Annotated in this window: 11 protein-coding genes; 2 read left to right on the top strand and 9 right to left on the bottom strand. The window is 45.6% G+C overall.

From position 1 onward, the window contains the following. Nucleotides 1–58: 58 nt before the first annotated feature. The 3 genes from holA to leuS all read right to left on the bottom strand — a co-directional run bounded on the left by holA (nucleotide 59) and on the right by leuS (nucleotide 4,430). Nucleotides 59–1,084 carry a DNA polymerase III subunit delta gene (gene holA, locus NB504_RS05270; protein WP_017045824.1) on the bottom strand — a complete coding sequence of 342 codons (1,026 nt, stop codon included), beginning with the start codon at nucleotides 1,082–1,084 and terminating at the stop codon, nucleotides 59–61. A gap of 9 nt (nucleotides 1,085–1,093) precedes the next feature. Next, nucleotides 1,094–1,720 carry an LPS assembly lipoprotein LptE gene (lptE, locus tag NB504_RS05275; RefSeq protein WP_064624756.1) on the bottom strand — a complete coding sequence of 209 codons (627 nt, stop codon included), beginning with the start codon at nucleotides 1,718–1,720 and terminating at the stop codon, nucleotides 1,094–1,096. Between the two features lie 136 nt (nucleotides 1,721–1,856). Continuing rightward, nucleotides 1,857–4,430, bottom strand: coding sequence for a leucine--tRNA ligase (gene leuS, locus NB504_RS05280; protein WP_026028474.1), 2,574 nt, complete (start codon nucleotides 4,428–4,430; stop codon nucleotides 1,857–1,859). 122 nt (nucleotides 4,431–4,552) lie between these two features. Between leuS and NB504_RS05285 the strand changes: the two genes are divergently transcribed. Further along, a complete protein-coding gene (locus NB504_RS05285; protein WP_029388304.1) occupies nucleotides 4,553–5,023 on the top strand; it encodes a zinc ribbon-containing protein in 471 nt (156 codons plus the stop codon). A gap of 51 nt (nucleotides 5,024–5,074) precedes the next feature. On the opposite strand, the gene lnt is transcribed toward NB504_RS05285, so the two are convergent. From lnt to miaB, 5 genes are all read right to left on the bottom strand, one after another. Beyond that, entirely contained in the window at nucleotides 5,075–6,595 is a 1,521-nt protein-coding gene (lnt, locus tag NB504_RS05290; protein ID WP_258428421.1) for an apolipoprotein N-acyltransferase, read from the bottom strand. Nucleotides 6,596–6,628: 33 nt separating this feature from the next. Continuing rightward, entirely contained in the window at nucleotides 6,629–7,504 is an 876-nt protein-coding gene (gene corC, locus NB504_RS05295) for a CNNM family magnesium/cobalt transport protein CorC (protein ID WP_010317353.1), read from the bottom strand. 85 nt (nucleotides 7,505–7,589) lie between these two features. Further along, entirely contained in the window at nucleotides 7,590–8,054 is a 465-nt protein-coding gene (gene ybeY / locus NB504_RS05300) for an rRNA maturation RNase YbeY (RefSeq protein WP_013857329.1), read from the bottom strand. Further along, entirely contained in the window at nucleotides 8,054–9,154 is a 1,101-nt protein-coding gene (locus tag NB504_RS05305; RefSeq protein ID WP_258428422.1) for a PhoH family protein, read from the bottom strand. Before NB504_RS05305 ends, ybeY begins: the two co-directional genes overlap by 1 nt. 70 nt (nucleotides 9,155–9,224) lie before the next feature. After that, on the bottom strand, nucleotides 9,225–10,649 hold the full coding sequence (gene miaB / locus NB504_RS05310) for a tRNA (N6-isopentenyl adenosine(37)-C2)-methylthiotransferase MiaB (protein WP_013857327.1): 1,425 nt from the start codon (nucleotides 10,647–10,649) through the stop codon (nucleotides 9,225–9,227). A 257-nt stretch (nucleotides 10,650–10,906) separates the two neighbouring features. On the opposite strand from miaB, the gene NB504_RS05315 reads away from it, so the two are divergent. Then, a complete protein-coding gene (locus NB504_RS05315; RefSeq protein WP_258428423.1) occupies nucleotides 10,907–12,058 on the top strand; it encodes a 2-octaprenyl-3-methyl-6-methoxy-1,4-benzoquinol hydroxylase in 1,152 nt (383 codons plus the stop codon). Nucleotides 12,059–12,137: 79 nt separating this feature from the next. On the opposite strand, the gene crr is transcribed toward NB504_RS05315, so the two are convergent. Next, the gene (crr, locus tag NB504_RS05320; RefSeq protein WP_010317358.1) at nucleotides 12,138–12,647 is read right to left on the bottom strand and encodes a PTS glucose transporter subunit IIA; all 510 of its coding nucleotides are present in this window, start codon (nucleotides 12,645–12,647) and stop codon (nucleotides 12,138–12,140) included. Nucleotides 12,648–12,703 lie beyond the last annotated feature (56 nt).

The raw sequence follows: 12,703 nt of genomic DNA on the forward strand, positions 1-12,703 counted from the left end.
CATCTCCTTTAAAAATTGGTCTGGTTACTGACAAAATGGCGCGGAGTATAACACGCCTTCAAGCCAACTTTGATACAACGGACTGTGGCAAGCAAAATTCAACACTGATTTGCTGCAATATTGGCCAAGTTGAGGTTTCATACTGAGTTTTAGTTACTCTTTCGGCTTGGGTGAGTAATGCAATCAGCTGTTTGAGTTTATCTCTCGATAGTCTTTTTAAGCTTGCCGCGTACCAAGGTCGCTTGGATTGCCAAATTCGGTACTTATCAAAGATTGAGCCAATCGGCATCTGGGTTAAATCTTGATGCATTTGCAGCAGCAGTAGCAGCTCTTTTTGTAGGCTACGTATCAGAATCACAGGCTCAGTGCCTTCGGTAATGAGCTGGCGTAAAATACGTTGTGACCGATTCGCTTGTCCTTCGAGCAGCGCATCGACCCAGTGAAAGACGGTGAAGTGGTTATGTCGGCTTAATGACTCTTCTAAGCGGATCAGCGTCAGTAAGCCATCTGGATAGAGTAGCGCGAGTTTTTCTAAGCTTTGAGATAGTGCGAACAGATTGCCTTCATGCCATTGCGCCAGCATCTGCACTGCTTCTTGATCAGGTTTTAGCCCCAATGTGCGGCAGCGCATCATGACAAATTGTGGCAGTTTGCTGATGTCCGGGGTTAAGCAACTCACCCAACATCCTAGGCTTGAGAGTGTCTTAAACCATTTAGTGCTTTCTTGTGCTTTGGTCAATTTCTCACCGATGATCACAAGTAGTACGTCAGGATGAAGCGATTGACCTAGGGCGACGAGCTCTTTTGCTGTTGCCGCATTTGCACCCGTTTCAGGTAATTCAATTTCAATGATTTTTTTGCTGGAAAATAAACTTAAAGCTTGGCAGCAGTCATAGACTTGATCCCAGTTTAAATGGGCATCGGCACTGAAACGATGGCGTTCTTCAAATCCTTGTTCTAATGCTTTTTTCTCTATCGCCACGCGTGATTCTTGCAGCAATAGCGGTTCGTTGCCAAACAGTAAGTAAAGCCCCATCAAGGGCTTGTTTAAGTGATCGGCCAGCTTGTCAGCAAATATTCTCATTACTCGCCTTTAGTTTGTCGCAGGAGCCGTGAATTGTGACGGTTCACTTTCCACGGTGTTTATCTCATAGGCCTGCTGGTCTGTTCGCTGCTGTTCATTTTCTTGTTGTTCAAGTTGATGTTCATTCGCTGCAATATCGGCTTTTAGACGTGCCATTTGGCGTAAAATTTGAGTTGCGGCTAGTTTGCGCATCTCATCTTCAATCATGTCTCGCTCTACCGATTTAGCGAGAGCAGTTAATGGGTTATCAAGATAGCTACGAGTCACACTGGTTGAAAACGTTTTTATCCCCACTTCAGGTAGGGTGACGCTATAGGAGGCGTTGAACGTCAATTCCAATTCAGCAGCACGAGTATTTTGATAAAGCGAGAGTGTCCGTTCACCAACACTCTCGCTTATTAGATAGATGTTTGGCACCGTCTCTGAGGGGGAAACAATCTCAATGTCACTCATTCGTAATTGATTTTTTACCATACGAGTGAAGGTACTGTATTGGTCGTAGCTGGTGACAGAGACTCGATTGAGCTCTTCAGGAACGGAGTAATCGCCACGAAGATGAAAGCCGCAAGCTGAGAGTAGGCTGCTCATAATAACAATTAACGATAATTTCAGAGAGTAAGACGAAATTTGGCGCATTGGGGTTAAGGTCTCATATATTTAGGTGACTTATCTTAGCGCTCTATAGCTCTGTGGGTAAGAACGCTAAGATAAATCAACAGGGCAGCGAGCTACCCTGTTGATAAACCAGTTATTACGACATTAGGCTGCGATATTAGTTCGCAACGATGTTCAGTAACTTACCTGGTACATAGATAACTTTACGAACGGTTAAGCCATCCGTAAATTTCATGACATTCTCGTCCGCTAAACCGAGTGCTTCAACCTGATCTTTACTTGCATCAGCGGCTACGGTCAGCTTACCACGAAGTTTTCCGTTAACTTGTAGGACGATCAGTTTTTCATCTTCCACTAGGGCGGATTCGTCGTAGGTCGGCCACACGGTATTATCTACATCACTCTCACCCAGTGCATTCCACAGTTCAAAGCTGATATGAGGAGTGATTGGGTAAAGCATGCTGACAACCGCTTTTAAAGCCTCGTCGAGAATGGCCCGATCTTGCACGGATTCTTGTGACGCTTTAGTGAGTTTATTCATCAACTCCATAATCGCAGCAATGGCGGTATTGAACGTCTGGCGGCGTGCAATATCGTCAGTCACTTTGGCGATGGTTTTATGCACATCACGACGCAGCGCTTTTTGTTCACCAGTAAGAGAGGCGCTATCTACCGCTTCAGCCACACCTTTAGCGCTATGTTCTGCAACCAGTTTCCAGACGCGTTTTAGGAAGCGGTTAGCACCTTCTACACCAGACTCTTGCCATTCAAGCGTCATGTCAGCCGGAGAGGCAAACATCATGAATAGACGAACCGTATCGGCGCCATACTTATCAACCATCTCTTGCGGGTCGATACCGTTGTTTTTCGACTTAGACATTTTGATCATGCCTGAGTGCTCAACGTTGCGGCCTTGGTTGTCTACGGCTTGAGTGATGCGGCCTTTACCGTCGCGTTCCACTTTTACGTCAGTTGGCGCTACCCACTCTTTGGTGCCTTTCTCGTTCGTGTGGTAGAACGCATCTGCCAATACCATGCCTTGGCAAAGTAGTTGCTTGAAAGGTTCATCTGAAGTGACATAGCCTGCATCACGCAATAGCTTATGGAAGAAGCGTGAGTAGAGCAGGTGCATACAAGCATGCTCAATACCACCGATGTATTGGTCTACTGGTAACCAGTAGTTTGCCTTCGCTGGGTCTAAAATATCGTCCGCTTGTGGTGAACAGTAACGAGCGTAATACCAAGACGACTCCATAAACGTATCGAAGGTATCGGTTTCACGTAGTGCAGGCTCGCCATTAAAGGTGGTTTTGGCCCACTCTTTGTCGGCTTTGATTGGGCTAGTTACACCATCCATCACAACATCTTCTGGTAGAATGACGGGCAGTTGATCAATTGGCACTGGGTGAACTTGGCCATCTTCAGTGGTCACCATAGGAATCGGCGCGCCCCAGTAACGTTGGCGAGAAACCCCCCAGTCACGTAGACGGAAATTAACGGTTTTCTTGCCTTTACCTTCAGCCTCCAGCTTGGCTGCAATAGCATCAAATGCTGCTTGGAAGGCTAAACCATCAAATTCGCCAGAACCAAACAGGACTCCTTTTTCAGTGTACGCAGCGCTAGACACATCGACTTCAGAGCCATCTTCTGGTTTGATGACTGGAATGATGTCTAGGCCATATTTGGTGGCGAACTCAAAATCACGTTGGTCATGAGCAGGTACGGCCATCACCGCGCCTGTACCGTAATCCATCAGCACAAAGTTGGCGATATAAATAGGCACTTCACGACCATTTAAAGGATGAATGGCCGTTAAGCCTGTATCCATGCCTTTCTTTTCCATGGTCGCCAGTTCAGCTTCTGCAACTTTAGTGTTCTTACATTCGTCAATAAAAGAAGCTAAAGCAGGGTTATTTTGCGCTGCAATGGTCGCTAATGGATGACCAGCCGCAATGCCCACATAAGTGACACCCATCAAGGTATCAGGGCGAGTGGTATAGACGTCGAGATCTGAATGACCGTTGACACCAAACTTGAGCTCTACGCCTTCTGAGCGACCAATCCAGTTACGCTGCATGGTTTTGACCATTTCAGGCCAACCCTCTAAGTTCTCTAAATCGTCCAACAGTTCTTGTGCGTACGCGGTGATCTTAATAAACCATTGTGGGATCTCTTTTTGTTCTACTGGTGTATCACAACGCCAGCAGCAGCCATCTTCAACTTGCTCGTTAGCGAGAACAGTTTGGTCGTTTGGACACCAGTTAACGGAAGAGGTTTTCTTGTAGACTAAGCCTTTTTGATACAGCTTAGTGAAGAACTCTTGTTCCCAGCGGTAATATTCTGGCGTGCAAGTGGCGAATTCACGGCTCCAATCGTAGCCAAAACCCAGCAGTTTTAACTGGTTTTTCATGTACTGAATGTTTTCGTAGGTCCAAGGCGCTGGTGCCGTTTTGTTTTTTACAGCCGCATTTTCAGCGGGTAGGCCAAATGCGTCCCAACCAATGGGCTGCATAACGTTTTTGCCTTGCAGACGTTGAAAACGAGAGACTACATCACCGATAGTATAGTTACGCACGTGACCCATGTGCAGTCGGCCACTTGGGTATGGGAACATAGAAAGACAGTAGAATTTTTCTTTATTTGGGTCTTCACTTACAACAAAGGTCTTGTTGTCATCCCAGTGCTGTTGAACTTTTTGTTCAATATCTTGCGGGTTATATTGCTCTTGCATCGATGATATCCGGTTATCTTGGAATTTGTGAGTTCGGTTAGAACAGAGTCTAATAGATCGACATAGAATACCTAAAGCAGGGGTACACAACAATAGCCAATCTGGTTTGATGGAGGTGGGTGATGCCAAAACGTAAAACAAGTTACGAAGAGATTGTGGATGACGTGATTGAAACGCTCAAACATAGTCCTGATGAAATGTCCCAAGTTTTGCAGACATCAGGTAAGGTTGTTGATGCTGCCAATAATCTCACCAAAGATGAATTGGCGCTTATTTCTGCCTATGTAAAAGCGGATCTCAAAGAATTCGCGGATAGTTTTGAAGAGAGTAGAAGCAGCCCATTTTCATTGATGATTACCAATTCAATTTGGCAGGGGCTTTTTGAAATCACCGATAAAACAAAAGTGGAATGGGTGGAATTGTTTCAAGATTTAGAACGACAAGGTTTGTATCAAGCGGGGGAGATGATAGGCCTTGGGATGTTAGTGTGTGACCATTGTGGGCATAAAACCCAGTATAATCATCCAACTGAAATTATGCCTTGTATTCAATGTGGGCAAACGGCTTTTACTCGTCAGCCATTAAAACCTTAAGTGTTGCTGATAGAAAACCTCAAAAAGGCGCTGAAATGCGCCTTTTTGAGGTTAAGAATGAGGTGAGTGGCGTCTTGTCCATCCGACGATCAAACTGAGTAACACCCAGGCGTAGAGCGGCCAAGTGCCGACAGCGTGATACGGCGTCTCTCCTTTGGTCGACGTGATGGTTGCTTTCAATACGGCCGTTTCAAATTGTGGGATCTGCTGCGTTATTTTACCTTTATGATCCGTCACGGCGGTGACACCATTGTTGGTTGAACGAATGAGCGGTTTACCCAGCTCTAAAGCTCTCATCCGAGCAATCTCCATATGTTGCAATGGGCCATTTGAATGCCCAAACCACGCATCGTTAGAGAGGGTTAAGATAAAATCTGTTTCATCAGTGACATTCGCTCTGACTTGTTCATTGAAGATGATTTCATAGCACAGTGCCGCGGCTAGGTGTCTACCCTTGGCAATCAGATTCGGTTGAATATAGTCACCACGGCTAAATGAAGACATCGGCAAGTTGAAAAAGGGTGCGATGGGCCTGAGCCAATCTTCAAATGGCACAAACTCACCAAATGGCAATAAATGATGCTTATGGTAGCGAGCGTCAGAGTCATAACGGTAGTCGCCATAAGGGTTGGTGCCAAGTACTAGAATGCTGTTGTAAAAAGATCGCTCTGGGCTTTGGTTGAGCACGCCTGTGACAATCGCACTGTCGTTCATTTTTGCCGCAGAATCTAAGTTACTCAAATAGGAAGGGATCTCGAATTCAAATGCGGGAATCGCCGCTTCTGGCCATACGATAATATCTGCGTCCCAGTTTTCTCGACTGAGATCGGTGTAGGCCATAATGGTTGGCCAGCGCTGATTGGGAAGCCATTTTTCCGCTTGCTTAATATTACCTTGAATCAGTGCGACGCGAGTTTGTGTGCTGGGATCGGGAGTGACCCAATCGAAATTGCGTAGTCCAAACCCCGTCGCCAATATGGTCAGAGGAATGAGCACGAGTATCCAAGAGCGCTTAAGCCACGTCATGGCTAGAGCGCTAGAACAGAGGAGCGTGAAGAAGGTGACCAGCTCAACGCCTCCCAGTGGTGCGAAACTGGCGAGCGGGCTATCAATTTGGCTATAACCAAGCCATAACCAAGGAAAGCCGGTCATTACCCAGCCTCGAAGCCAATCGGTAATTAGCCAAAGCGCAGGGGTGGCTAATAAAAAATGGCTGATGATGTTATGACGGAAAAAACGGTTGAGTAAGCCAGCGAAAAGCCCAGAATAAAGGGCTAAATAACCGACCAACAATGACATTAGGAACAGGCTGGCAATTTTTGGCATACCACCAAAGGTATCAATACTGACGTGCACCCAACTGATGCCAAAAGCAAAAAAACCTAAGCCCCAGCAGTAACCTATCCATGCTGCTTTTTTAGCTGGTTGCTGATTAATGAGCAACAATAGCAACATGGGGGTGAGTATGGCCAGCGGCCAAAACTGATAAGGAGCAAAAGCGAGTGGGGTTAATGCGCCAACAAAAGCGGCCGCAAGCGGCCGCATTAGGCGATGAAAAAGTGCTTTAATCATCTATCTCATTCTGCTGATGTGAATGGGGTTATGTCACTCTTCTGCTATCACTGGAAGTGATTCAAGATCAGGAATAGTGACTTGCAGTTGAACCACTCGGCGGTTATCTGCTGCGGTGACTTTAAAGCTGTATTTGTCGATCTCTACAACTTCGCCACGGCTTGGCAGGTGGCCAAAGGCCGTCATCACCAATCCCCCTACAGTATCCACTTCTTCATCGCTGAACTTAGTACCAAAGGTTTCGTTAAACTCTTCGATGGTGGTCAGCGCTTTAACTGCAAAAGTATGTTTGCTGAGCTTACGGATATCCAATTGTTCTTCATCATCGAACTCGTCTTCAATGTCGCCAACGATCTCTTCCAAAATATCTTCAATGGTCACTAAGCCAGACACGCCGCCGAATTCATCCACGACGATCGCCATGTGGTAACGCTCCTCTCGGAACTCCTTCAATAAGCGATCAACCCGTTTACTTTCTGGTACCACGACTGCCGGGCGGATCACTTCTAAAATGTTAAAAGGTGCACTGTCTGAACCTAAATATTTGAGTAAGTCCTTCGCTAGTAGAATGCCTTCAACATGGTCTTTATCTTCACTGATCACTGGATAACGTGAGTGCTGAGCATCGGTGATCAGCGCAATTAAGGTATCCAAGTCATCGTTTTTATCGATAGTGACCATTTGTGAGCGTGGGATCATAATATCACGCACGCGCATCTCAGAAATCTCCATTACACCTTCAAGCATATCTCTTGTGTCATGGTCGATAAGGTCATTGATTTCAGAGTCGCGGATCACATCCACAAGCTCTTGGCGATCTCTCGGATCACCTTGAAATAATTGGCCTAGGCGTTCAAAGAAGGACTTTCTACTCGGACCTTCAGAATTCTGGGGGTTATCTTCGTTCATTGTTTCTCTAATTTTCCTCGCTATCAGATGTGTGATAGCACACGTATCGTACCGACTTTAGCGGTACTAGCTTCATTGTCTGGAGCTATTCCTTCTCAGCAATATACGGGTCTTCAAAGCCCATTTTTTGCAGAATTTCAGTTTCAAGAGATTCCATCTCTTCGGCTTCATCATCATCGATATGATCATAACCTAGCAGATGTAGACTGCCGTGTACAACCATATGAGCCCAGTGTGCCATCAACGGTTTTTGTTGCTCATCGGCTTCTTGTTCCACCACTTGGCGGCAAATGACAAGGTCACCGAGCAAATCCAACTCTATGCCCGGAGGCATCTCAAAAGGGAAGGATAGCACGTTGGTCGGCTTATCTTTTCCTCGATAATCGCGATTGAGCTGTTGACTCTCTTCGGAATCAACAATTCGCACAGTGACTTCCGCTTGTTCCTGAAATGGGGTCACCGCGTGAGTTAACCAATGGCTGATATCATCAAAAGTAGGTAACCCTTGCTCATTTTTGACCGCTAATTGTAAATCTAGTTCGATACTCATTATTCACCAACGTTTTTTGTTGCGGTTACTGTATTCACTTCAGTATAAACATCCACAGGCTTGACTTCTCGCTCTTCACGACGACGTTGCTCTTGAGCTTTACGCTCTTTTTGGTCCTGAGCTTCCCATTTTTCGTAAGCGTTGACGATACGAGCAACCACTGGATGACGTACGACATCATCAGACAAAAAGAAGTTGAAGCTGATTTCGTCAACTTCATTGAGCACTTCAATGGCATGGCGAAGACCTGAACGAGCGCCACGCGGCAAATCGATTTGTGTCACATCACCCGTAATAACGGCTCTTGAATTAAACCCAATCCGTGTCAGGAACATTTTCATTTGTTCAACGGTAGTGTTTTGACTTTCATCTAAAATAATAAAAGCATCGTTGAGCGTACGTCCGCGCATGTAAGCGAGTGGCGCAACTTCAATCACATTGCGTTCAATGAGCTTTTCTACTCGCTCAAAGCCAAGCATTTCAAACAACGCGTCATAAAGCGGTCGTAGGTACGGGTCGACTTTTTGGCTTAAATCACCGGGTAGGAAGCCCAATTTTTCACCTGCTTCAACCGCCGGGCGTGTTAACAAAATTCGACGAACTTCTTGGCGCTCTAGCGCATCAACTGCAGCGGCAACGGCTAAGTAGGTTTTACCTGTCCCTGCAGGGCCAATACCAAAGCTGATGTCGTGCGTCACCATGTTAACGAGATACTGAGCTTGGTTAGGCGTACGCGGTTTGATCAGCCCTTTTTTGGTCTTAATGAAGACTTCTTTGCCATGTTGAATACTTGATTCAGACTGCTGCTCAAGGATCCCTGAATCTTTGATGGCTAGATGAATTTGCTCTGGTTCGATATCAGGAATTTGACCACGTATGGGTGAGGTATTAACGTACAAAGATTTGATAATATCCAACGCAGTCGCGGCAGTGTGTGGTTTACCGACTATGGTGAAAAACTGGCTGCGGTGATTAATTTCAACACCAAGACGGCGTTCTAATTGTTTGATGTTGTCATCGAATGGACCGCACAGGCTAGCAAGACGGCGGTTGTCTGAAGGTTCTAGATCTATCTCTAGCGTAACAATTTTATTGCTCAATGTTGCCTCTCAGTTTGCCATGGTACAGTGCCCGATTATGATCGAGCACTGTATGACATTATGCTTAAACCTAAGGTGTAAAAGTGGCTACCCCTAGCTCATTTTCTCGACGTGTTTTCGCCATCATTTGCGTTGGTGAAATCACGGTGCGAAGATCCATCTCTTGTTCAGTGCGAACTAGTTCACCACGCAGTGAGTTGGCAAACACATCGACAATTTTCACATCGACAAATTGGCCAATCAGATCGGCGGAGCCTTCAAAGTTAACGACACGGTTATTTTCGGTACGGGCGCGAAGCTCCATTAGATTTTTCTTAGATGGGCCTTCGACTAATACGCGTTGTTCTGTACCTAACATCAAACGTGAGTAACGCATCGCTTGTGCGTTGATTGTTTGCTGCAGTTCATATAAGCGCTCTTTTTTGGCGTCTTCTGATAAATCACATGGGTAATCAGCGGCTGGTGTACCCGGGCGAGGGGAGAAGATAAAGCTGAAGCTCATATCAAAATCAACGTCTTTAATCAGCTTCATTGTATCTTGAAAGTCTTTATCTGTTTCACCGGGGAAACCGACAATAAAGTCAGAACTAATTTGGATCTCTGGGCGCGCCTTACGCAGTTTGCGAATAATGGATTTGTACTCAATCGCGGTGTGTGGGCGCTTCATCATGGTTAAGATTCGGTCTGAACCACTTTGTACCGGAAGATGCAGGAAACTCACCAGTTCAGGTGTGTCTTCATAAACGGCAATAATATCGTCGGTAAATTCGAGTGGGTGGCTGGTGGTGAATCGAATGCGATCAATACCATCAATGGAGGCGACTAAACGTAGCAGATTAGCAAATGAACAGATTTCACCATCGTGCATAGGGCCACGGTATGCGTTAACGTTTTGTCCTAAAAGATTGACTTCGCGTACACCTTGCGCCGCGAGTTGCGCGATTTCATACAACACATCATCCATCGGGCGACTGACTTCTTCACCGCGAGTGTAAGGTACTACGCAGTAAGTGCAGTATTTTGAACACCCTTCCATAATAGAGACGAATGCGGTTGCGCCGTCTGCTTTTGGTTCTGGTAAACGGTCGAATTTTTCAATCTCTGGGAACGAAATGTCCATGACTGGTGCATCGTTGGTTTGCGATTGTTTTATCATTTCTGGCAAGCGGTGTAGGGTTTGCGGGCCAAAAATAACATCAACAAAAGGAGCGCGTTCACGGATGTGATCACCTTCTTGGGTTGCAACACAGCCGCCAACGCCAATCACGACGCCTGGTTTTTTATCTTTCAATGTTTTCCAACGACCCAGTTGGTGAAAGACTTTCTCTTGTGCTTTTTCTCGGATCGAACAGGTGTTAAGTAATAATACATCTGCTTCCTCTGGCTCTTCCGTTAGCTCGTAGCCGTTTGCAGCGTTAAGCAGGTCGGCCATTTTTGATGAATCGTATTCGTTCATCTGGCAGCCCCAGGTTTTAATTAGCAGTTTCTTACTCATCTCACTTTCGCTCGTCTTATTGGTCTAAATTGGTTGAACTAATGCTCAAATTGTAGCCGCCATCTCGGCGGTAAGCCGCGTATTGTACTGCTTTAAAAAGTCACTGACTAGTCATCCAATAAAATCTCTCGCATGTTCCGTCATCTCTAGATTTTTACCATAGAAAGTGCAGGGTTTTTGTGTAAAAAAATTCGCAAAAAAGAGCTGAAAACGTACAATGAAAATCGACTCAAAACTCAGACGATTAAGTGTAAACAATGAACAATTTTGACGTGGTGGTGATTGGCGGTGGCATGGTTGGGGCGGCAGTGGCTATAGGCTTTGCTAAGCAAGGTCGCACGGTTGCTCTGGTCGAAGGTATAGAGCCTGAAGCGTTTACAATAAACCAAGCAATGGATCTGCGCGTTTCAGCCATTTCGCAAACTTCGGTTCAGTTACTTACTGACTTAGGCGCATGGGATGAAATTATGCAAATGCGTGTTTGCCCTTATCGCCGCCTAGAAACCTGGGAGCACCCAGAGTGCCGTACTCGTTTTCATAGCGATGCATTGGGCCTCCCTCAGCTGGGTTATATGGTCGAAAATCGTCTTATTCAGATCGGATTGTGGGGGCAATTTGTGCACTATCCGAATTTGCAGGTTTTTTGTCCTGATAAGCTCAAGCACATTGTGTTTGGCCAACAAAATAGCGTGCTTTTAGAGTCAGGCGCAACTCTTACTGCAACTTGGGTGATTGGTGCGGATGGTGCAAATTCTCTTGTGCGGCAGCTGGCGGGAATTGGTATTACCGCGTGGGATTATCGGCACCATTGCATGTTGATCAATGTCGAAACTCATCAACCTCAGCAAGATATTACTTGGCAGCAATTTTTTCCATCCGGCCCGCGCTCGTTTCTTCCTTTGCCGGGTAATCAAGCTTCTTTGGTATGGTATGACTCACCAAAACGAATTCGCCAATTGTGTGCGATGAACAAGCAGCAGTTAAGGGAGCAAGTGTTGACCTCTTTTCCTGAGGAACTAGGCGATATTAACGTGTTGCAGTGTGGGGCATTTCCCCTCACTCGTCGTCATGCTCAGACGTATGCGAAACGGCAATGTGTTTTGGTTGGCGATTCAGCACACACGATTAACCCTCTGGCTGGGCAAGGGGTGAATTTAGGGTTTAAAGATGTAAAAGCGTTATTAGCTGTGACACAAAATCAAGAAGCTTTAACACAAGCGCAATTACGGAATTATGAAACATGCAGAAGGCCGGATAACTTAGTGATGCAATCAGGAATGGATCTGTTTTATAAAACGTTCAGCAACGAGGTTTTGCCAGCAAAGTTGGTGCGCAACGCGGTATTGAAGTTGGCCGAACATTCAGGCCCAGTGAAGGAAAAACTGTTGAAATACGCGTTAGGTTTGTAGTGCGATTTGAGCTGTTTTTGTAGAAACAAAAAACGCTGCAAATCAGCAGCGTTTTTTACGTAATAAAAATTTTAACGAATTACTTAGTTACACGTAGAACCGGTGTTTCACCAACAACGACGGTGCCAGAAAGCTTGTTCAGCTCTTTGATTTCGTCCATGTTAGAGATAACAACAGGTGTTAGTGTTGATTTTGCTTTCTCTTCAAGAAGCGCTAGGTCGAATTCGATAACAGTATCGCCTGCTTTAACCGCTTGGCCTTCTTGAGCGATACGAGTAAAACCTTCACCTTTTAGCTCAACTGTGTCGATACCAAAGTGAACGAATAACTCAACACCGTCATCAGACTCGATTGAAAACGCATGGTTAGTTTCGAAAATCTTACCGATAGTGCCGTTAACTGGAGCTACCATTTTGTTGCCTGATGGTTTAATCGCAATACCATCACCAACAATTTTCTCAGCGAAAACAACATCTGGCACATCTTCGATATTGACGATTTCACCAGAAAGAGGGGCAATAATTTCAATCGCACCTGCATCTGAGCTGTCGTCAGATACTAGCTTCTTAAGTTTATCAAACAGACCCATTGTGTCATGCTCCTAACGTTTAATTTTATTCTGTCGAATTATAGTATACCAATCGC

Source organism: Vibrio sp. RM-69-4, assembly GCF_024743775.1.
Classification (GTDB): Bacteria; Pseudomonadota; Gammaproteobacteria; order Enterobacterales; family Vibrionaceae; genus Vibrio; species Vibrio anguillarum.

Coding starts and splice junctions, on each gene's coding strand:
- miaB (WP_013857327.1), bottom strand. CDS start 10,649: ATGAGTAAGAAACTGCTAATTAAAACCTGGGGCTGCCAGATGAACGAA.
- corC (WP_010317353.1), bottom strand. CDS start 7,504: ATGAACGAAGATAACCCCCAGAATTCTGAAGGTCCGAGTAGAAAGTCC.
- NB504_RS05285 (WP_029388304.1), top strand. CDS start 4,553: ATGCCAAAACGTAAAACAAGTTACGAAGAGATTGTGGATGACGTGATT.
- lptE (WP_064624756.1), bottom strand. CDS start 1,720: ATGCGCCAAATTTCGTCTTACTCTCTGAAATTATCGTTAATTGTTATT.
- crr (WP_010317358.1), bottom strand. CDS start 12,647: ATGGGTCTGTTTGATAAACTTAAGAAGCTAGTATCTGACGACAGCTCA.
- holA (WP_017045824.1), bottom strand. CDS start 1,084: ATGAGAATATTTGCTGACAAGCTGGCCGATCACTTAAACAAGCCCTTG.
- NB504_RS05315 (WP_258428423.1), top strand. CDS start 10,907: ATGAACAATTTTGACGTGGTGGTGATTGGCGGTGGCATGGTTGGGGCG.
- ybeY (WP_013857329.1), bottom strand. CDS start 8,054: ATGAGTATCGAACTAGATTTACAATTAGCGGTCAAAAATGAGCAAGGG.
- lnt (WP_258428421.1), bottom strand. CDS start 6,595: ATGATTAAAGCACTTTTTCATCGCCTAATGCGGCCGCTTGCGGCCGCT.
- leuS (WP_026028474.1), bottom strand. CDS start 4,430: ATGCAAGAGCAATATAACCCGCAAGATATTGAACAAAAAGTTCAACAG.